The sequence below is a fragment of the Dactylosporangium fulvum genome (assembly GCF_025137375.1).
GTDB lineage: Bacteria > Actinomycetota > Actinomycetes > Mycobacteriales > Micromonosporaceae > Dactylosporangium > Dactylosporangium fulvum.
On the sequence record NZ_CP073720.1, the window covers coordinates 5,486,812 to 5,506,345 of the forward strand.

Below are 19,534 nucleotides of genomic sequence, written 5' to 3' on the forward strand. Positions count from 1 at the left end.
CGGTTCCTTTACGGGTGCTGGCTGCTGACGGAGACGACCTCGCCCGTCATGTACGAGCTGTACTCGCTGGCGAGGAACACGATCACGTTCGCGACCTCCCAGGGCTCGGCCGGCCGGCCGAACGCCTCGCGCCCGGCCAGCTCGGTGAGGAGCTCCTCCGTGGTGACCTTGGCGAGGTGCGGGTGCATCGCCAGGCTGGGTGCCACGGCGTTGACCCGCACCCCGGACCTGGCCGCCTCGACGGCGGAGCAGCGGGTGAGCGCCATGACCCCGGCCTTCGCCGCGGCGTAGTGCGCCTGCCCCTCCTGCGCCCGCCAGCCGATGACCGAGGCGTTGTTGACCACCACGCCGCGGCCGCGCGGGATCATGTGCCGCAGCGCGGCCCGGGTGCAGCGGAAGGTGCCGGTGAGCGTGACGTCGAGGACGGTGCTCCACTGTTCGTCGGTCATGTCGACGACGTTGGCGGTTCCGCCCAGCCCGGCGTTGTTCACCAGGACGTCGAGGCCGCCGAAGCGCTCGGTGACGGCGTCGAAGAGGTGCTGCACCTGCGCCTCGTCCGTGACGTCACAGGGCACCGCGAACGCGCCGATGCGCTCGGCGGTCTCGGCGAGCCTGCGCTCGTGCCGGTCGCTGATCGCGACGGTCGCGCCCTCCTCGACGCACCGCTCGGCGGTGGCGAAGCCGATGCCGGTTCCGGCGGCGGCGGTCACGAGCACGGTCCGTCCTTCGAGCAGGCCGTGCCCACGGGTCCTGGTCGTCATGACCTCACTCTACCAAGCGCTTGTTTGGTTTCATAGGGGCGTCGTGTTCCTCGCCTGATCGAGCGGGACGGCGGCGGACACGGAGGTCGGCAGGACCGGGCGGTCCGGCTCGGCCTCCGTCAGGGGCCGCACCTCGTGCAGGGAGGTCAGGCACCGGGCCGCCAGCTGCTGGTACACCTTCGTGCCGTTGGCCTTCCAGGCCAGCTCCTGCGGCGTCAGCTCACGCACCACCCGCGCCGGTGCGCCGGCGACCAGCGTCCGCGACGGCACCACGAAGCCCGACCGGACGAACGAGTGCGCCGACACGAACGCGAACGCTCCCACCTGCACGTCGTCCATCACCACGGCGTTCATGCCGATGAGCACGCCGGGCTCGGTGACGCAGCCGTGCAGCACCGCGCCGTGGCCGACGTGACCGTCGCGGCCGAGGACCGCCACGGTGCCCGGGAAGGTATGGAACACGCAGCCGTCCTGGAAGTTCGATCCCTCCTCCAGGACGATCCGGCCGAAGTCGCCGCGCAGGCTGGCGAAGGGGCCGACGTAACAGTGCGGCCCGACGTGGACGTCGCCGATGAGGACGGCGGTCGGATGGACGTACGCCGTCGGGTGCACGACCGGCACGACCCCGTCGATCGTGTAGGCCGGCATCAGCTCAGCCGCTTCAGCGCGTCGGCGGCCTCGGCCATGATGCGATCGAGCAGCTCGGCGCAGCTGGGCAGGTCGTCGATGAGGCCGGCGACCTGGCCCGTGGCCATGACCCCCGCGTCGGGGCGGCCGTCGACCATGGCGGCGCGGATGAGCATGGGCGTGTTCGCGGCGAGGAGCACCTGGCCGTACCGCAGGCCGTGCTCGCGGTGCATCGCGCGGCCCTCCCGCAGGAGGCTGATCCAGGACCGGCCGGACAGCTTGCGGAACGCGCGCGCGTTGCCGACGGCGCGGGCGAGCCGCCGGCCGCCGGTCAGACGGTCGAGGAAGGGCGTGCGCAGCACCCGCTGCGGGACGCCGTCGAGGGCGGCGGTGACGACGGTGTCGTTGACGGTCGCGGCGAGGTAGCGCTGTTTCACCTCGACCGGCACCGGGCTGTCGCTGGTGAGCAGGAACCGGGTGCCCATCGCGATGCCGGCGGCGCCGTACGCGAGGGCGGCGACGAGGCCACGGCCGTCGAAGTAGCCGCCGGCGGCGATGACCGGGATGTCGACGGCGTCGACGACCTGCGGCAGCAGCAGCGAGGTCGGCACCGGGCCGGTGTGGCCGCCGCCCTCGCCGCCCTGCACCACCACGGCGTCGACACCCCACGCGGCCACCTTCTCGGCGTGCCGGCGGGCACCGACGGAGGGCACGACGACGGCGCCGGCGGCCTTGAGCCGTTCGATGAGCTCGGGTTTCGGCGCGAGCGCGAACGACGCGACCCGCACCTGTTCACGGATGAGCAGGTCGACCCGCTTGCGGGCGTCGGGCGCGTCGGCCCGCAGGTTGACCCCGAAGGGCTGGTCGGTGCGCCGGCGGACCTCGGCGATGGCCGTCTCCAGCTCGGCGTACGAGAGGGTGGCGCTGGCCAGGATCCCGAGACCGCCGGCGTTGGCGGTGGCGGCGGTCAGCCCGGCGTCGGACACCCAGCCCATGCCGGTCTGCACGATCGGGTACCGGACGCCGAAGAGATCACACAGCGGCGTCCGCAGCCCGGTCAACCCGCCACCTCGCGGGATCTCACGTTCTGCGGGTCGATCACCTCGCGGATGAGCGTGAGCTCGTCGTCGGTGGGCTGGCGGGTCGTCGGGACCTCAGCCGGTACGACCAGGTCGAACGCCGTCGCGTCGACGACCTCGTCGACCGTCACGCCGGGATGCAGCGACACGAGGCGCATCCGGTGGTCGTCGGTGTCGAAGTCGAACACCCCGAGGTTGCTGACGACCCGGCGCAGCTCGTGGAAGCGGCCCGCCTCCGGCACCGCCGCCACCCGGTCGTAGCCGACGCCGCTGACCATGTCGACGGCGGCGACGAACGAGCGCCGGCCGTGGCGCGGCACCCAGTAGCTGGTGGGGTGGCTGACCGTGTTGCCGGGCGCGCCGCGCACGCCGAGCAGGGCGCGGGTCGGCCGGGCGAAGTCGCCGATCGCGGAGATGTTCGTGTTGCCGTAGCGGTCGATCTGGCTCGGGCCCATCATGACGTGCCGGCGGCCCCGGTAGAGCAGGTCGAACACGGCCCGGAACGGGATCCAGCCCTCGATGACCGGCGGGGTGCCGCCGATCGCCCAGGTGCCCCGGGTCAGGAACGCCTCGCCGTCGGAGAGCAGCAGGTCGGGGGCGAACGTCGCGCGGGCGAGCCGCGCGCCGATGCTCGGCACCACGCCCATCGGGCTGGCGAGGATCTCGCCGTCGCCGCGCCACGCCTCGGCGCAGGCGACGACGCAGATCTCGGCACGGGTCGCGGTCACGCTGTTCTCCCCTGTCGATCCGAATTGAAGCAGCGGCATGCCCGCCTCCGCCGCGCTGCGGTGGTCATGCCACCTCCACATAACGCTCGTAGAAGTTCGCCCACGCCTGCGGGTCCTGGGCGGCCTCGACGTAGCTGCGCTGGAACGCCTCGTCGCGGCCGTAGTCCGGTTCGCAGGACGTGAAGTGGGCCCCGCGGGGCGCCTCGACCACCCCGTGGACCATCCAGCGCTGCAGCAGCAGCGTCTGCACGGGCGCGTCACGGGTCAGTTCCTCGGTCGGCACGATGCGCTCGCAGGATACGTACGCCTTTTCGGCCGCCGTGCAGAACAGGTCGTCGAAGTACGGGTCGGGCCCGAGGTACTGGGCGTTGCCGTGCTCGTCGGCCCGGTTGAGGTGGACGAGCGCGACGTCGAGGGACAACGCCGGCACGGCCAGAAGTTCCTCGCCGCCGTAGGGCGAGGCGACGGTTCGCAGCTCCGGGTTGACCCGCAGCACGTCCGAGCCGAGCCCTGCCCGGCTGGGCATGAAGGGCAGCCGGCAGCTGGCGGCGTAGAGGCCCCAGCGCAGCATGCCCTCGTCATACTCGGTCACCTCGACCGCACCCGCCTCCCGAGCCGCACGGAAGTGCGGCTCGAGCGGTATCGAGTCGAGGGACACGAAGCCGTACACCAGCCGGCGCACCTTCTTGGCGGCCAGCAGCAGGCCTATGTCAGGCCCGCCGTAACTAACGACGGTCAGGTCCGTCAGGTCGGAGCGCAGGATCGCCCGGATCAGGGCCATCGGCTTGCGCCGCGAGCCCCACCCGCCGATCCCGACCGTCATGCCGGAGCGTAGCTGTGCCACGACCTCGTCTTCGGTCATCCGCTTATTTGCCATCGCGCTTCATCGCCGCCTTCTTGAGCCGCAGCACGGGTTGCCCGCTGACCGTACCAAGCGCTTGCTTGATTACGCTACACTCGCGAACGAGCCGTATCTCACGGCGCCGGCACACGTACACTCCTGGTGCCGAAGACACATCGACAAGGAAGCACGGGATGGCGCGAGAGCCTGGGGATCGACGCGAGCGAATTCTCGCCAGCGCCGCGGCGCTGTTCGCCCGCAAGGGGGTGGCAGCGACCACTGTCCGCGAGATCGCCGACGAGGCCGGGATTCTGTCCGGCAGCCTGTACCACCACTTCGAGTCGAAGGAGGCGATGGTCGACGAGATCGTGACCTCCTATCTCGAGGACCTGCGCACGCGGTACAAGCGCGTCCTGGCCGGCGACGCCGACCCGCGCACCCGGCTCCACGATCTGATCGTGGCGTCCCTCGAAGTCGTCGAGGCGCACCCGCACGCCACCGAGATCTACCAGAACGACGTCAACTACCTCACCCAGATCGAGCGGTTCGGATACCTCCGCAACGCCGGCAAGGAGGTCCAGGCGACCTGGCTCCAGGTGATCGAGACGGGCGTCGCCCGGGGCGTCATCCGCGACGACCTCGATCCCAAGATCCTGTATCGCCTGATGCGTGACGCGGTGTGGCTGTCGGTGCGCTGGTTCAAGCCCACGGCGGCCTACCCGATCACCCGCCTGGCCGAGGACTGCACCTCCCTGTTCCTCGACGGCCTGTCCCGCCCCTGACGGTGCGCGCTCTACGTCGCCGGTCGCGCCGCGGGGGGCGGCACGACCGGCGACCCGCCTTCTGACGCCTACACGGCTTCGTGGTGGGTGGCGCGCAGCGTGGTGGCGAGATGGTCGGCGGCGTCGCGGAGGGCGAGGAGCGCGTCGGTGCGCATCGGGTCGGTGCCGGGGTGCTCCAGCAGCTGCATCAGCGCCCCGAGCGTGGTCGACACGGTGTCGGAGACCGGGTCGGGCCGGACGCCGCGGTCCCGGGCGACCGCCTGCTGCACCCACGCCAGCCGGGCCAGCTGCAGCGCCGTGGTGGGCCGGCCGCGGCCGGCCGTCTCGCGGTCGGCCCGCCGGTGCAGGTCGGCCCGGTCGTCGACGTCGAGGCCAGCCAGGGACTCGAGCGCACCGAGCTGGGCGACGACGCCGGCCGCGATGTGGGCGAGCAGCGCCGCCCGGCGCCGGTCGTCGGCGTGGTCCTGCATGATGAGCAGCGGGTCGCCGGGGATGCCGAGGATCGTCATCACCCGGAGGAGGTCGTCGGTGCCGGGCAGTGGTTCCACCGGCCGATCGTAGGCACCACGGCCCGGCCGCACCGCCGGGTTGTTCACCTTGTCACTGTCCTCGCCGTTCGAGCACGCCGCGGAGGAACGCCGCCTGGCCGACGTGCTCCAGCCCTTCGACGAGCACGCCGACGAGACGCTGCTGGACCGGCACGGTGTCGCCGAGGGTGGGGCTGGTCGCCAGCCGGGCCGGGTCGCCGGCCGGGGCCGCGTCGAGATACGCCCGCAACCGCGTCACCACGGCCCAGTGGTAGGCGCCGATGACCGCCGGCTCCGGGCTGTGGAAGGCCGCCACCTGCTCGGGCGTGTGCCGGTACCCGGTCTCGTCCGGGTCCGCGGGCCGGCCGAACCGGACGTGCCACCCGTCGGTCACCCACAGTTGCGCCTGGCCGGACAGCTCGCTGATGTTGCGGTCGTGGCCGCGGGTGAGGTGCCACAGCAGCCAGCCGATCGAGTTGGTGCCCGGCTCGGCCACCGCGTCGAGCAGTTCCGGGTCCAGCCCGTCGAGCACCCCGCGCAGGTCGAGCTCGATCCGGTCCGCGAGATTCCGCACGAACGACTTCCAGGTCCGGTCCGCCATCCGATCAAGTCTGCCCGAACCGCCGGGAGACGATACGGTCGGCCCCGCCGGGCTCGCGGCCGCCGTGCCCGGGCCGGCATCACCCGCCCGGGCGGGTTCACCGCCGAGTTCGTGTTCCGCCGCTGCCCGGTCTGCCGGACCGGCCCGGCGTAGGTCAGGACCGGTGCAGGCCGACCGGGCTCAGCGGGCCCACCTCGCCGGCCGCGAACGCCGCGGCCACCGCGGAGACAGTCCACTGTGGATTGCGGGCGCCCGTGCCCTGGACGGTCGGGTGGGCCATCATCGACAGCTCGTCGCCGTCGACGCGGACCACCTGGCCGTGCAGCGCCGCCGACGCGTCCGACAGCAGGTACACGACCGCGGGGGCGTTCTGCTCCGGCGTCTTGTGCAGGTTCTGGCCCTGCGCCGCCGTGCCGAGATACGCCTCGAACGTCTCCGCCATCCTGGTGTGGGCGTTCGGAGACACGGAGTTGACCCGCACGCCGGTGCCGGCCAGGTCGGCGGCCCAGCAGTAGGTGAGCGACGCGACGCCGCCCTTGCTGGCGCCGTACGCGCCCATCGCGGCCGAGCCGGCGTGGGAGCCCGAGGTCACGTTGACGATCGAGCCGGTGCCGCGCGGGAGCATGGCGCGGATCGCGTGCAGCCCGCAGTACGCGGAACCGAGCAGGTTGACCTCGATCGTCGCGCGGAAGTCGTCCGGGTCCTGCTCGGCGGGGTTCGCGAGGCGGAAGATGCCGGCGTTGTTGACCAGGCCGTCGATCGCGCCGAACGCCTCGACACAGCGGCCGACGATCTCGCCGGCGCCGTCCCAGGTGGCCACCGTGCCGACCGCCGTCTCGGCCCGGCCGCCGGCCGCGCGGATCCGGCCGGCGACCGCCTCGGCCAGGTCCGCGTCGACGTCGTTGACGACAACCGCGGCGCCCTCGGCGGCGGCCAGCTCGGCGTAGGCGGCGCCGAGCCCCCGCCCGGCCCCGGTGACGACCACGGCCTTGCCGCCCAGAGCACCGGTCGGGCGCCCCCCGCTCCGCTCCGGACCGGTCATGACAACCGCTCCAGGACCATCGCCATGCCCTGGCCGCCGGCCGTGCACATCGTCTCCAGGCCGAACTGGCGGTCCTTATGCACCAGGCCGTTGAGCAGCGTCGTGGCGATCCGGGCGCCGGTCATCCCGAACGGGTGCCCGACCGCGATCGCGCCGCCGTGGACGTTGACCTTGTCCAGGTCGGCGCCCATCTGGCGGTACGACGGGATCACCTGCGCGGCGAACGCCTCGTTGATCTCGACGAGGTCGATGTCCCGGATCGACATACCGGCGTTGGCCAGTGCCCGCCGGGTCGCCTCGACCGGGCCGAGGCCCATGATCTCGGGGCTCAGCGCGGACACCCCGGTGCTCACGATCCGGGCGAGCGGGGTCAGCCCGAGCTCGGCGGCGCGGGTGGAGCTCATCACGACGAGGGCCGCGGCGCCGTCGTTGAGCGGGCAGCAGTTGCCGGCGGTGACCGTGCCGTCGGGGCGGAACACGGGCTGGAGCGCGCTGACCTTCTCCAGGGTCACGCCCGGGCGGGGGCCGTCGTCGCGGCGCAGGACCGTGCCGTCGGGCAGCTCGACCGGCGTGATGTCGAGGTCCCAGAACCCGTCGGCCTGCGCCTTCTCCGCGTTGTTCTGGCTGCGCACGGCGAACTCGTCCTGCTCGTGCCGGCTGACGCCGCACAGCTGGGCGACGTTCTCGGCGGTCTCCCCCATCGCAAGGTACACATCGGGCAGTTCACCGCGCTCGCGCGGGTCGGACCAGTGGTCCGTGGGTGCGAAGGCGGGCCAGCGCGGGTTCTTCGTGTCCGGCATGCCGTCGGCCCTGCCGGCGGGGTAGTGCGAGACGACCTCGGCGCCGGCGGCGACGAAGGCGTGCCCCTCCCCCGCCTTGATCGCGTGGAAGGCCATCCGGATCGCCTGGAGCGAGGAGGCGCAGTAGCGGTTGACGGTGGCGCCGGGCACCATGTCGAAGCCGAGGTGCATCGCGACCTGGCGGCCGAGGTTGTAGCCTTGCTCGCCGGCCGGCTGGGCGCAGCCGAGGATGAGATCGTCGAGCGTGGCGGGGTCGAGGGCGGGCACCTTGTCGAGGGCCTTGCGGACGATCTGGGCGGCGAGGTCGTCGGCGCGCACCCCGGCCAGCGAGCCCTTGTACGCGCGCCCGATCGGGGAGCGGACCGCGGAGACGATCACGGCATCCGGCATAGGGGACCTTCTTTCATTGGGACACGGTCCAGCCGCCGTCGACGGGGAGGAGCACCCCGTTGACGTAGGCGGCGGACGGCGAGAGCAGGAACAGCACGGCCGCGGCGACGTCCTCGGGACGGCCGGCGCGGCGCATCGGGTTGCGCTCGACGAGCGACCGGCCGAGCGGGGTGTCGGCGAAGCCGGCCATCCGTGGGGTGGCGATGAAGCCCGGCGCGACGGCGTTGGCCCGCACACGCGGCGCGATCCGCGTGGCGAGGTGGCGCGTGTAGCCGGCGATGGCGGCCTTGCCGGCGCAGTACCAGGCGGAGTCGGTGCCGACGAGGTTCCCGGCGACGGAGGCGACGTTGACGACCGCGGCACCATCAGGGGGATCCGTGGCCAGCCACGCGGAGGTGACGAGTTCGACGGATCCGACGGTACCGGCGACGCCGTCGGCGAACGGCAGGCCGGAACTGCTGGCGGGGCCGGCGTTGTTGACGAGGTACCGCGCGGGGCCGACCTCGGCGAGCGCCGCCTCGACCGCCTCGCGGGAGCGGACGTCGACGATCATGCCGCCGGGGCTGAGGTCCCAGACCACGGCCCGCAGGCCCTGCTCCGTGGCGAGGCGGGCGATCGCGGCGCCGATGCCGCTGGCCCCGCCGGTGACGATCACGGTGTCCATCAGCGGCTCCGGAGGGTGGTCTTGAGCACTTTGCCGCTGGCGTTGCGCGGCAGTTCGGGGACGAACACGAACTCGCGCGGCACCTTGTAGTTGGCGAGGCGCTCCTTGCAGTAGGCGGTGAGCTCGCCGGGGTCCGCCGGCCCGCGCGTCACCACGAAGGCGCGGGCCACCTCGCCGAGCCGCTCGTCGGGCGTGCCGACGACCGCGACCTCGGCGACGGCCGGGTGCCGGGCGAGCACCTGCTCGATCTCGGCCGGGTAGGCGTTGAACCCGCCGACGATGAACATGTCCTTGAGCCGGTCGGTGATGCGCAGGTAGCCGCGCTCGTCGAGGACGCCGACGTCGCCGGTGTGCAGCCAGCCGTCGGCGTCGATCGCGTCGGCGGTGGCGCGGGGATCCTCGAAGTACCCGCGCATCACGTTGTAGCCGCGGACGAGCACCTCACCGGTGTGCCCGTCGACGCGGACCTCGACGCCGGGGAGCGCGGTGCCGCAGGTGGTGGCGACGGTGTGCGGGTCGTCGTCGGGGCGGCACATCGTGGCCGTGCCGCAGGACTCGGTGAGGCCGTAGGCGGTGAGGACGGTCCGCAGCTTGAGCTCGTCGCGGAGCCGTTCGATCATGACCACGGGCACCGTCGTCGCGCCGGTCACGGCGACGCGGAGGCTGGACAGGTCGAAGCGGGTCCGGTCGGGGTGGTCGAGCATCGAGGTGTAGAGCGTCGGCGGGCCGGGCAGCACGGTGATCCGCTCGCGCTGGACGACCTCGAGCGTCTCGCGGACGTCGAAGACCGCCTGCGGGACGACGGTGGCGCCGCGCAGCAGGCAGGCGATGACGCCGGCCTTGTAGCCGAAGGTGTTGAAGCACGGGTTGACCAGCAGGTAGCGGTCGCCCTCGACGAGGCCGGCGAGGGCGCTCCACGTCACGTACAGCTCGGTGCTCTGCCGATGGGTGAGCATGGCACCCTTCGGCTGCCCGGTGGTGCCGGAGGTGAAGAACAGGTCGGACAGGTCGTCGGGGGTGACGGTCACGTCCGGCCCGGCCGCTCCCCCGCTTGCCGCACCGCCCCCGACAAACTCCTCCCACTGATCAAACGTCACGATATCCGGCAGATCTGATGTACCGGATTCGTGCGTTTCGGCCGCCGCCGTCAGCGACTCCACGTAGCGGTTGCCGAGGAAGCCGTCCTCGACCAGGAGCAGGCGGGCGCCGCCGCGCCGCAGGATGTAGCCGGCCTCCGCGCCCTTGAACCGCGTGTTCAGCGGCACGAGCACCCCGCCGGCGGTCACGATGCCCAGGGCGGCGACGATCCACCGCCAGCTGTTGGGCGCCCACAGCGCGACCCGGTCGCCCTTGCCGACGCCGCGCGCCGCGAGGGCCGCCGCGAAGCGGTTGACCTCCTCGCCGAGCTGCGCGTAGGTCAGCCGGACCGCGCCGTCGACGATCGCCTCCCGGTCGCGGAAGTGGACGGCACCGGCCCGTACCAGATCCGGGATGGTGCGGGCGGCCAATGGTTCCATGCCGAGCACCTTACCAACCAAGCGCTCGCTTGGTAAGGTGTCCGGCATGACCTTGTCCGATGCGTTCATCGTCGAAGCGGTCCGCACGCCGGTCGGTCGGCGGGGCGGCGGGCTCGCCGGCATCCACCCCGCCGACCTCGGCGCGCACGTGCTGACGGCGCTGATGGAGCGCAGCGGCGTCGACCCGGCCGCGGTCGACGACGTCGTCTTCGGCTGCGTCGACACGATCGGCCCGCAGGCCGGCAACATCGCCCGCACGTCGTGGCTCGCCGCCGGCCTTCCCGAGCACGTCCCGGGCGTCACCGTCGACCGCCAGTGCGGCTCCTCGCAGCAGGCCGTGCACTTCGCCGCGCAGGCGGTTCTGTCGGGCACGGCCGACCTCGTCGTCGCGGGCGGCGTGCAGAACATGAGCGCCATCCCGATCTCGTCGGCGATGCTCGCCGGCCGCGAGTACGGCTTCGACGACCCCTTCGGCGGCTCCGCCGGCTGGCAGGCCCGCTACGGCGACCAGGAGATCAGCCAGTTCCGGGCGGCCGAGCTCATCGCCACGAAGTGGTCCCTGACGCGTTCCGAGATGGAGTCGTACGCGCTGGGCAGCCACCGCAAGGCCGCCGCCGCCGTCGACTCCGGGCGCTTCGCGCGCGAGATCGTCCCCGTCGGCGAGCTGCGCGACGACGAGGGGCCGCGCCGCGACACCACCCTGGAGAAGATGGCCGGCCTGCCGACCCTCACCCCCGGCGGCGTGGTGACGGCGGCGCTGGCCAGCCAGATCTCCGACGGCGCCGCCGCGCTGCTGGTGGCCTCGCCGCGGGCGGTCGCCGAGCACGGCCTGCGCCCCCGCGCCCGGATCCACCACCTCAGCGTCCGCGCCGACGACCCGGTCTTCATGCTCACCGGCCCGATCCCGGCCACCGCCCACGCGCTCGAGCGGGCCGGGCTGACGATCGGCGACATCGACCTCGTCGAGATCAACGAGGCGTTCGTGCCGGTCGTGCTCTCCTGGCAGCACGAGACCGGCGTCGACCCGGCCCGTGTCAACGTCAACGGCGGCGCGGTCGCGCTCGGCCACCCGCTCGGCGCGACCGGGGCCCGGCTGATGACGACGCTGCTGCACGAACTGGAGGCGACCGGCGGGCGGTACGGTCTGCAGACGATGTGCGAGGGCGGGGGGACGGCGAATGTCACCATCATCGAACGGCTCTGAGGCCCGGGCACCGCGGTCCGCGATCGTCACCGGCGGCACCCGCGGCATCGGCCGCACCATCGCGGTCCGGCTGGTCGAGGCCGGCTACCAGGTCCTCGTCTGCGGCCGGCGCACGCCGGACGACCTGCCCGAGGGCGTGGCCTTCACGGCCGCCGACGTGCGCGAGCCGGCCGAGGCGTCGGCCCTGGTCTCCGCCGCGGTGTCCCGCTTCGGCCGCCTCGACCTGGTGGTCAACAACGCGGGCGGCTCACCCCCGGCGCCGGCGGCGACGGTCTCGCCGAACCTCGTCACCGCCGTGGTCCGGCTCAACCTGCTCGCGCCGTTCTTCGTGGCGCAGGCCGCCAACGCGGTGATGCAGGACCAGCCCGGCGGCGGCCTCATCGTGAACATCGGCAGCGTCTCGGCCATCCGCCCGGCCCCCGGCACGGCGGCGTACGCGGCGGCGAAGGGCGGCCTCGAGGTGCTGACGCGGGCGCTGGCGCTGGAGTGGGCGCCGAACGTGCGGGTCAACCTGGTCACGGCCGGGGTGGTCCGCACCGAGGAGAACGCCGCGCACTACGGCGACGAGGAGGCCCTGGCGGCGGTGGCGGCGACGGTGCCGATGGGCCGGATGGCCACCCCGGACGACATCGCCGACGCGGTGCTGCTGCTGGCGTCCCCCCTCGCCGGCTACATGACCGGCGCGGGCCTCCTGGTCGACGGCGGCGGCCAGCTCCCCCGTTACGCCGACACGGCCCGCCCGTCACCCGCCGGCTGAGCGGCGTTCCGCCCCGCCGTCAGCGGCCGGCGAAGGGCACCGACGCGGCCTCCGCCTTCGGCGCCGCGGGGTGGTGCCACAGGCCGCGCGACCGCAGGATCGGCAGCACACCCTCGCCGAACCAGTACGCCTCCTCGACGTGCGGGTGGCCGGACAGGACGAACTCGGTGATGCCCAGCCGGTGGTACTCCTCGATCCGGTCGGCCACCTCGGCGTGGCTGCCGACCAGCGCCGTGCCCGCCCCGCCGCGGACCAGGCCGACGCCCGCCCACAGGTTCGGGGCGACCTGCAGGCCGTCGCGCCTGCCGCCGTGCAGCGCCAGCATGCGGCGCTGGCCCTCCGACTCGCTGCGGGCCAGGCCGGCCTGGACCCGCTCGATCGTCGCCGGGTCGATGCCGTCGAGGAGCCGCTGCGCCTGCGCCCACGCCTCGTCGGCGGTGTCGCGGGTGATGACGTGCAGGCGGATGCCGTAGCGCAGCGTGCGGCCGCGCTCGGCGGCGAGGTCGCCGATCCACGCCAGCTTCTCGGCGACCGCGTCCGGCGGCTCGCCCCAGGTCAGGTAGGCGTCGACGTGCTCGGCGGCGACCCGGCCGGCCGCCGGTGACGAGCCGCCGAAGTAGATGTCGGGCACCGGGTCGGGCAGGCGCTGCAGCTGCGCCTCGTCGACCCGCAGGTGCTTGCCCTCGAAGGTCACGGCGTCGCCGCGGAACAGGCCGCGCACGATGTGCAGGAACTCGTCGGTGCGCTCGTACCGCGCGTCCTTGTCGAGGTGGTCGCCGTAGGCGCGCTGCTCGTGGCTCTCCCCGCCGGTGACCACGTTGAGCATGAGCCGGCCCCCGGACAGCCGCTGGAACGTCGCCGACATCTGGGCGGCGAGGGTCGGCGAGACGAGCCCGGGGCGGAACGCGACGAGGAACTTCAGCCGCTCGGTCACCTCCACGAGCATCGCGGTGCTGATCCAGGCGTCCTCGCACCACAGCCCGGCCGGGGTCAGCGCCCCGACGAAGCCGAGCTGCTCGGCGGTCCGGGCGATCTGCCCGAGGTAGCCGACGGTGGCGGGGCGGGCGCCACCGGCGGTGCCGGCCGGCAGGCCGTGCCCGCCGCCGACGATGTCCCGGCTGTCGCCGTACGTGGGCAGAAACCAGTGAAAGATGAGCGTCACACCACTAATCCTAGTCATCAGGTAGGTGTAATGGGTATAGTGCACGCCACCATTCACGAACCACTATGGGAGCGTCTTCGATGCGTCGACTCTCGGTCGTCCTGGCCGGCGTCCTCGTCCTGCTCGGCACCACCCTCACCGCCGGCTGCGCGGACGGCGGCAAGGAGCCCGCCGCGGCCGCACCGGGCGCGCCCGAGGAGCCGCTGCGCGTCGGCTACCAGCGCTTCGGCGGACTGAGCCTGGTCAAGGCACGCAAGGCCGAGGCGCCCGGCACCACCTGGTCGCTGTTCGAGAGCGGCCCCGCGCTCACCGAGGGCCTCAAGGCGGGCGCGATCGACATCGGGCAGGTCGGCGAGGCACCGCCGATCTTCGCCGCCGCCGGGAAGATCGACTTCCGGATCATCGGCACCTCGCAGCCGGTCCCGAAGGGCGAAGCGGTGCTGGTCAAGGAGAGCAGCGGGTTCAAGACCTTCAAGGACCTCAAGGGCAAGAAGGTCGCGCTGAACAAGGGCTCCAACGTCAACTGGCTGCTGGTCCGCCTCCTGGAGGCCAACGGCATGACGATCAAGGACATCGACGTCCAGTACCTCAAGCCCGCCGACGCCCGGCCCGCCTTCGACAACAACCAGGTCGACGCCTGGATCATCTGGGACCCCTACTTCGCGCTGGCCGAGACACCCGGCGTGAAGGTGCTCGTCGACGCGACCGGCCTGGCCAACAACCGCGAATACCTCCTCGTCTCCCCGCAGGCGCTGAAGTCCAAGCCCGGCAAGATCCGGGAGTTCCTCAAGACCTACCGCGAGGTCACCGACTGGGGCATCGGCAACCCCGGCGAGCGGGTGAAGATCCTCGCGCCGGAGCTGAACATCCCGGAGGACGTGGCCCGCCGCGCCCTGGACCGCAGCGCCCAGCCCCTCGCACCGATCACCCCGGAGGTCGGCGACGAGCTGCAGAAGATCTCCGACGGCTTCACCGAGCTGCAGCTCATCCCGGTGAAGGTCGACATCAAGGGCCGCATCGACGAGCAGTTCTCGGACATCTTGCGATGACCCTCGTCGAACGCCGCGCCCCGGCCAGCGCGGGCACCGCGCCGGTCGTCCGGCGGGTGCGCCGGCGGCGGTGGCTGCGGGCGGTCACCCCGCTCGCCCTGGTCGCCGCCTGGGAGGGCGGCGCACAGGGCGGGCTGCTCGACCCCGACAAGCTGCCGCCGCCGAGCGCCGTACTGAAGGTCGGCTGGCAACTGTCGGCCGACGGCACGTTCGGCGCGTACCTGCTCGACTCGGTCCAGCGGGCCGTCCTCGGCCTGCTGATCGGCGGGCTGCTGGGCCTGGCGCTCGGCGCGGTCGCGGGGCTCGTCCGGCTCGGTGACGACCTCGTCGACCCGAGCGTGCAGATGGCCCGGATGCTGCCGCACCTCGGCCTGGTGCCGCTGCTCATCATCTGGGTCGGCATCGGCGAGTCGCTCAAGGTGACGCTCGTCGCGCTCGGCGCGTTCTTCCCGATCTACCTCAACACGTACGCCGGAATCCGCGACATCGACGAGCGCCTCGTCGAGGCGGCCCGCACGTGCGGGCTGACCGCGCTCGAACGGGTGCGGCACGTCGTCGTCCCGGGCGCGCTGCCCTCGCTGTTCCTCGGCGTGCGGCTCGCGTTCGCGGCCGGCTGGCTGAGCCTCGTGGTCGGCGAGCAGGTCAACGGCCAGGGCGGGCTCGGCTTCATGATGATGGAGGCCCGCGAGTTCAGCCAGACCGACGTCGTCGTGCTCGGCCTGGTCGCGTATGCGCTGCTCGGCCTGCTGTCCGACCTGGCACTGCGGTTCGCCGAGAGGAGGCTGCTGGGATGGCGCCGGGGCTTGCGGGCGACGTGACGACGGCGACCGGCGTGCGCCGCGTGTTCGGCACGACGGTCGTCCTCGACGGCGTCGACCTCACGATCGGGCGGGGCGAGGTCGTCGCGCTGCTCGGCGCGAGCGGCTCGGGCAAGAGCACCCTGCTGCGCGTCCTGGCCGGCCTCGACGACGAGGCGACCGGCACGTACACGACCCACGGCTCGACCGCGGTCGTGTTCCAGGAGCACCGGCTGCTGCCCTGGAAACGGGTCAGCGCCAACGTCGCCCTCGGCGTCCGCGGCGGTGACCTGCGCGCCCGGGTCGAGGAGGCGCTGCACGAGGTGGGCCTGACGGAGAAGGGCCGGGCATGGCCGGCCGAGCTGTCCGGCGGCCAGTCCCAGCGGGTCGCGTTCGCCCGCGCGCTGGTCCGCCGCCCCGACCTCCTGCTGCTCGACGAGCCGTTCGGCGCGCTCGACGCCCTGAACCGGCTGCGCATGCAGGCCCTCTTCGGCCGGCTCCGCGCCCGCCACGACTTCGCCGCCCTGCTGGTGACGCACGATGTGGACGAGGCGCTGCTGCTGGCCGACCGGGTGCTGGTGCTGGACTCGGGCAGGATCGCGGAGGACCGCAAGGTCCCGCTGCCCCGCCCGAGAGCCGTGGACGCGCCGGGCTTCGGCGCCGAGCGGCGCGCCCTGCTGAGCCTGCTCAACGTCGAGTCGTAGCGGGCTCACCGGGCGGCGGTCAGCCGGGGCAGGACCTTGAGGGCGGTCTGGCGCTCGACGTTGAGGTTGGCGGTGTCCGAGGACTCCGAGGACACGTAGACGTCGACGGCCAGGCCGTCCTCCCAGACGTACAGGTGGCCCGCCAGCGAGTAGGCGGTGTCACCGATGCCGCTCACCGGCTTCGACTCCTTGTTGCGCGTGTCGAAGCTCCCGCGGTCCTCGAACACCACGCTCACGGTCAGCTGGCCCTGGCTGAGCTGCCACTGGCAGTACCGCGAGGCCGGCGAGCCGCCGCCCTCGTCGGTCATGAGGGTGACCTGCTCGCCGGTGAGGCCGGTGACCTCGGCCTTCGACAGCAGGGTGCAGATGTCCGGCAGCGCGTCGGCCTTCCGCGACGCCGGGGCGGAGGCCTTGCCGCTGGTCTTGCCGGACGGCGACGCCTTGGCGCCCGACGGCGACGGCGACAGCGACAGCGCGGCGGAGGCCGCGGACGAGGCGGGGGCGGCGGACGGCTGTGCCGAGGTCCCGGACCCCAGTTGGCCGCACCCGGCCAGCGCGAGCGCGCCGAGCGCGGCGGCGGTCAGGGCGGGAAGCTGCAAGCGGCTGCGACGCGACACGGTGTGCTCCTCGGGTGGTGTGATCCGCTGGTACAACGACCGTGCGGCACAACCCCGCCCCGTGGCGCGCCGTCCGCGAGACGTGGCACACATCCGGGACCTTCGCGGCGACCTCGGCTACAGGCCCCGCACGACCAGGGCCCGGCGCAGGTCGGCGGCGGTGGCGAAGCCGATCTCGGGCCGGTCCCGCAGGGCGGTGTCGATGACCTCGGCGAGGGGCTTCGGCAGGCCGGGCAGCCGGTGTCGTACGGGCACCGCGTCCGTCTGCAGTACCACCTGCCAAGGGTCGCGACCGGGTGGGAACTCGCGCGGGTAGTCGCCGGTGAGCAGGTGGTACAGGCAGGCGGCGAGCGCCCACACGTCGACCGCGGGACGGGCGTGCCGGAAGTTGACGACCTGCTGGTACGGCATGAAGTACGGCTTGCCGGCCGCGGTGCCGGTGCGGGTCAGGCCGCTCAGCCCGGCCTGGTCGAACGCCTTGGCCAGCCCGAAGTCGGCGAGCTTCACCGTGCCGTCGGCGGCGAGCAGGATGTTGTGCGGGGTGAGGTCGCGGTGCACGACGCCCTGCCCGTGCGCGTACTCGAGACCGTCGAGGGCCTGGAGCATGATCGGCACCGCCTCGTCGGGCGTCAGCAGCCGCTGCCGGGCGCGGGCGGCGAGGCTGCCGCCGGCGCAGAACTCGCTGGTGAAGAAGAACACGCCGGCGGCGCTGCCGGCATGGTGCAGCCGGGCGATGTTGGGGTGGTCGAGCGACCGCGTCACCGAGATCTCGCGCATGAACTGCGCCCGGGCGTGCGGGTCGGCGGCCACGCCGGGCAGCATGATCTTCAGCGCCACCTGCTCGCCGGTCCCGCGGTGCCGGGCGAGGAAGACCTGTCCCATGCCGCCCGCGCCGAGCTCCCGCTCCAGCACGTAGTGCGCGACGGGGTCATCGTCGCCGGCCCGCTCGATCAGGCCCTTGGCGAGTTCCTCGGGGCGGCTGCGGCAGTCGGCGCAGACGTACTGGCCGTCACGGGCGCCGACCTCGTCGCCGACGTCCGTGCCGCAGTTCGTGCACCGGGGCACCACCTTCGTGGCGTCGGGGCGGACGCCGGTGACGCCGACGCGCAGCACCGTGTCGCCCAGCCGGATCTCGTCGCCGTCACGCAGGTCGTGCTCGGGGAACGGGGTCGCGGCCGCTTCCTCCGGCGCCTGCCCGGCCGCCCGCCGCCCGATCCGGGTGCCGTTGAGGTAGGTGCCGTTGAGGCTGCCGAAGTCACGGACGCGGATGTCCGGCGGGTTGATGTCGAACAGGCAGTGGTGCCGGGACACGGTCCGGTGGTGGTCGTCGTCGGGCAGCCGTGGCGTGCAGTCGGCGGCGCGGCCGGCGATGCAGGTGGCTCGCTCGGCGAAGACGAAGGTCCGGCCGTCGAGGGGGCCACGGGTCACCGTCAGGGTCACGGACGCGGTCACCGCGCCATCCTGCCGGGCGGGCGCGGTGCGCCGCCACCCGGCCCCGGCTGTCCGCCCGGCACGGCCGGTGACAGGCGGGCCGCCCGGACCAGGAGCCGGACGGCGCCGAGCTCGGTGCCGTCGCCGCGGAGCCGGGTGCCGTGCACCGGGAGCCACGGCTCGCCGTCGAGGACGACCTCCTCCGCGTGCTCGACGCGCTCGACCCGCAACCGGACCGGTCCGGTGCCGTAGCGGTAGTCGTTCTCGGCGAGGACCACCACGGGCTTGCGTTCCATCACCCGACGGTAGTCACGCGATGACGCAGGCCGCACCGGTTGATCGGTCGCGGAATCCGGGCCTGCGGCGCGCGAAGCCCGGCCCTACGGTCACCGCCCGGCGCCGATCCAGCGGCGGCCGCTGCCACAACGACGTTCCCCGTTCCGGTTTTTCGCCGCGAACCGCCGGGCTACCGTCCGCCGCCGAGACCGGCGCGGGCCAGCAGGAGCCGGCGCAGGGCGACCGGATCGAGGGCGAGCAGCCGGTTGGCGGTGGCGCGCTTGAGGTACCGGTGCGCGGGATGCTCCCACGTGAAGCCGATGCCGCCGAGGAGCTGGATCGCCGCCCTGGTGACCGTGTACGCGGCCTCGGTCGCGGTCAGCTTCGCCAGCGGCGCGGCGACCGGGAACTCGTCGGTGCCGGCGGCCCGCAGCGTGTACCACACCGTGGAGGTCGCCTGCTCGAGGAGCACGTGCAGGTCGGCGACGCGGTGGCGCAGCGCCTGGAAGGTGGCCAGCGGGACGCCGAACTGGCGCCTGGTCCGCAGGTGCTCGACGGCGAGCGCGAGGGCCGCGCGGGCGACACCGACGGATTCGGCGGCCAGGGCGGCGTGCAGCAGGTCGAGCGCGTGTGCGGCGCCGCCGGCGGCGGCGAGGTCGGCCGGCGCCCCGGTGAGCGTGAGCGTGGCCTGGCCGCGGGTCTGGTCCAGCGTCGGCTGCGGCCGGACCTCGCACTCGCGCACGAGGTAGAGGTCGGCCCCGGCGGCCACGAGGAACACGTCGGCGGCGTCGCCGTCGAGGACGTGCTCGACGACGCCGTCCAGGACGTACGCGCCGCCGCCGGGCCGGGCGGTGCACGAGCCGCCGAGGGCGAGCGCGGCGATCGTCTCGCCGGCCGCGAGCCGTGGCAGCAGGTCGGCGGCGGCGCTGCGGGCCGGGTCGAGGGCGGCCGCGGCGGCGACGGTGGACAGCAGCGGCGCGGCCAGCAGCGCCGCGCCGGCCTCCTCGAGGGCGATGCCGGCCTCGACGAGCGAGGCGCCGAAGCCGCCGAACTCCTCGGGCACGGCCAGGGCGGTCAGGCCGAGCTCGCCGGTGAGCCGCGCCCAGCTGTAGCCGGGGTCGGCGAGGAACGCGCGAACGGAGTCGCGGAGGGCGACCTGTTCCGGGTCGAGGTCCACT

General features: G+C 73.4%; 22 protein-coding genes. 6 read left to right on the top strand and 16 right to left on the bottom strand.

What is annotated here, in order from left to right; translation table 11 throughout:
• Positions 1–8: 8 nt before the first annotated feature.
• The 5 genes from Dfulv_RS25835 to Dfulv_RS25855 form a co-directional block, all read right to left on the bottom strand.
• Positions 9–761 (bottom strand): SDR family oxidoreductase, encoded by a 753-nt coding sequence (locus Dfulv_RS25835; protein ID WP_259855866.1) that lies wholly within the window; start codon positions 759–761, stop codon positions 9–11.
• A 30-nt stretch (positions 762–791) separates the two neighbouring features.
• Entirely contained in the window at positions 792–1,409 is a 618-nt protein-coding gene (locus tag Dfulv_RS25840) for a transferase hexapeptide repeat family protein (RefSeq protein ID WP_259855867.1), read from the bottom strand.
• Positions 1,409–2,383, bottom strand: coding sequence for an NAD(P)H-dependent flavin oxidoreductase (locus Dfulv_RS25845; RefSeq protein WP_259868103.1), 975 nt, complete (start codon positions 2,381–2,383; stop codon positions 1,409–1,411). Before Dfulv_RS25845 ends, Dfulv_RS25840 begins: the two co-directional genes overlap by 1 nt.
• A 62-nt stretch (positions 2,384–2,445) precedes the next feature.
• Positions 2,446–3,195 carry a CoA-transferase subunit beta gene (locus tag Dfulv_RS25850; protein WP_259855868.1) on the bottom strand — a complete coding sequence of 250 codons (750 nt, stop codon included), beginning with the start codon at positions 3,193–3,195 and terminating at the stop codon, positions 2,446–2,448.
• Positions 3,196–3,259: 64 nt separating this feature from the next.
• Positions 3,260–4,072 (bottom strand): CoA transferase subunit A, encoded by an 813-nt coding sequence (locus Dfulv_RS25855; protein WP_259855870.1) that lies wholly within the window; start codon positions 4,070–4,072, stop codon positions 3,260–3,262.
• Between the two features lie 158 nt (positions 4,073–4,230).
• Between Dfulv_RS25855 and Dfulv_RS25860 the strand changes: the two genes are divergently transcribed.
• A complete protein-coding gene (locus Dfulv_RS25860) occupies positions 4,231–4,818 on the top strand; it encodes a TetR/AcrR family transcriptional regulator (RefSeq protein ID WP_259855872.1) in 588 nt (195 codons plus the stop codon).
• A gap of 68 nt (positions 4,819–4,886) precedes the next feature.
• Here Dfulv_RS25860 and Dfulv_RS25865 read toward each other — a convergent pair whose 3' ends face one another.
• The 6 genes from Dfulv_RS25865 to Dfulv_RS25890 form a co-directional block, all read right to left on the bottom strand.
• Entirely contained in the window at positions 4,887–5,366 is a 480-nt protein-coding gene (locus Dfulv_RS25865; RefSeq protein ID WP_259855874.1) for a hypothetical protein, read from the bottom strand.
• Positions 5,367–5,418: 52 nt separating this feature from the next.
• Positions 5,419–5,946, bottom strand: coding sequence for a DinB family protein (locus tag Dfulv_RS25870; RefSeq protein ID WP_259855875.1), 528 nt, complete (start codon positions 5,944–5,946; stop codon positions 5,419–5,421).
• A gap of 154 nt (positions 5,947–6,100) precedes the next feature.
• Entirely contained in the window at positions 6,101–6,988 is an 888-nt protein-coding gene (locus Dfulv_RS25875) for an SDR family NAD(P)-dependent oxidoreductase (protein ID WP_259855877.1), read from the bottom strand.
• Positions 6,985–8,178, bottom strand: a complete 1,194-nt coding sequence (locus tag Dfulv_RS25880; RefSeq protein WP_259855878.1) for an acetyl-CoA C-acetyltransferase — start codon at positions 8,176–8,178, stop codon at positions 6,985–6,987. The genes Dfulv_RS25875 and Dfulv_RS25880 overlap by 4 nt, the downstream gene beginning before the upstream one ends.
• Before the next feature lie 13 nt (positions 8,179–8,191).
• On the bottom strand, positions 8,192–8,842 hold the full coding sequence (locus Dfulv_RS25885) for an SDR family NAD(P)-dependent oxidoreductase (RefSeq protein ID WP_259855880.1): 651 nt from the start codon (positions 8,840–8,842) through the stop codon (positions 8,192–8,194).
• The gene (locus Dfulv_RS25890) at positions 8,842–10,359 is read right to left on the bottom strand and encodes a FadD3 family acyl-CoA ligase (protein ID WP_259855882.1); all 1,518 of its coding nucleotides are present in this window, start codon (positions 10,357–10,359) and stop codon (positions 8,842–8,844) included. The genes Dfulv_RS25885 and Dfulv_RS25890 overlap by 1 nt, the downstream gene beginning before the upstream one ends.
• A gap of 52 nt (positions 10,360–10,411) precedes the next feature.
• On the opposite strand from Dfulv_RS25890, the gene Dfulv_RS25895 reads away from it, so the two are divergent.
• Entirely contained in the window at positions 10,412–11,563 is a 1,152-nt protein-coding gene (locus Dfulv_RS25895) for an acetyl-CoA C-acetyltransferase (protein WP_259868113.1), read from the top strand.
• Entirely contained in the window at positions 11,538–12,320 is a 783-nt protein-coding gene (locus Dfulv_RS25900; protein ID WP_259855886.1) for an SDR family oxidoreductase, read from the top strand. The genes Dfulv_RS25895 and Dfulv_RS25900 overlap by 26 nt, the downstream gene beginning before the upstream one ends.
• Positions 12,321–12,339: 19 nt before the next feature.
• On the opposite strand, the gene Dfulv_RS25905 is transcribed toward Dfulv_RS25900, so the two are convergent.
• On the bottom strand, positions 12,340–13,482 hold the full coding sequence (locus tag Dfulv_RS25905; RefSeq protein ID WP_259855888.1) for an LLM class flavin-dependent oxidoreductase: 1,143 nt from the start codon (positions 13,480–13,482) through the stop codon (positions 12,340–12,342).
• Positions 13,483–13,562: 80 nt separating this feature from the next.
• Here Dfulv_RS25905 and Dfulv_RS25910 point away from each other — a divergent pair, with 80 nt between their 5' ends.
• Genes Dfulv_RS25910 through Dfulv_RS25920 form a run of 3 tightly spaced genes read left to right on the top strand, consistent with a single transcriptional unit; the run spans position 13,563 to position 16,032 of the window.
• Entirely contained in the window at positions 13,563–14,531 is a 969-nt protein-coding gene (locus tag Dfulv_RS25910; protein WP_259855890.1) for an aliphatic sulfonate ABC transporter substrate-binding protein, read from the top strand.
• A complete protein-coding gene (locus Dfulv_RS25915) occupies positions 14,528–15,349 on the top strand; it encodes an ABC transporter permease (protein WP_259855891.1) in 822 nt (273 codons plus the stop codon). Before Dfulv_RS25910 ends, Dfulv_RS25915 begins: the two co-directional genes overlap by 4 nt.
• A complete protein-coding gene (locus Dfulv_RS25920; RefSeq protein ID WP_259855893.1) occupies positions 15,322–16,032 on the top strand; it encodes an ABC transporter ATP-binding protein in 711 nt (236 codons plus the stop codon). Before Dfulv_RS25915 ends, Dfulv_RS25920 begins: the two co-directional genes overlap by 28 nt.
• Positions 16,033–16,037: 5 nt before the next feature.
• Here Dfulv_RS25920 and Dfulv_RS25925 read toward each other — a convergent pair whose 3' ends face one another.
• The 4 genes from Dfulv_RS25925 to Dfulv_RS25940 all read right to left on the bottom strand — a co-directional run bounded on the left by Dfulv_RS25925 (position 16,038) and on the right by Dfulv_RS25940 (position 19,533).
• The gene (locus tag Dfulv_RS25925; protein ID WP_259855895.1) at positions 16,038–16,649 is read right to left on the bottom strand and encodes a hypothetical protein; all 612 of its coding nucleotides are present in this window, start codon (positions 16,647–16,649) and stop codon (positions 16,038–16,040) included.
• Between the two features lie 117 nt (positions 16,650–16,766).
• The gene (locus Dfulv_RS25930) at positions 16,767–18,101 is read right to left on the bottom strand and encodes a protein kinase domain-containing protein (protein ID WP_259855897.1); all 1,335 of its coding nucleotides are present in this window, start codon (positions 18,099–18,101) and stop codon (positions 16,767–16,769) included.
• Complete coding sequence (locus Dfulv_RS25935) at positions 18,098–18,376, bottom strand: hypothetical protein (protein WP_259855899.1); 279 nt, start codon at positions 18,374–18,376, stop codon at positions 18,098–18,100. The genes Dfulv_RS25930 and Dfulv_RS25935 overlap by 4 nt, the downstream gene beginning before the upstream one ends.
• 170 nt (positions 18,377–18,546) lie before the next feature.
• Positions 18,547–19,533, bottom strand: a complete 987-nt coding sequence (locus Dfulv_RS25940) for an acyl-CoA dehydrogenase family protein (RefSeq protein ID WP_259855901.1) — start codon at positions 19,531–19,533, stop codon at positions 18,547–18,549.
• Position 19,534: the final 1 nt, after the last annotated feature.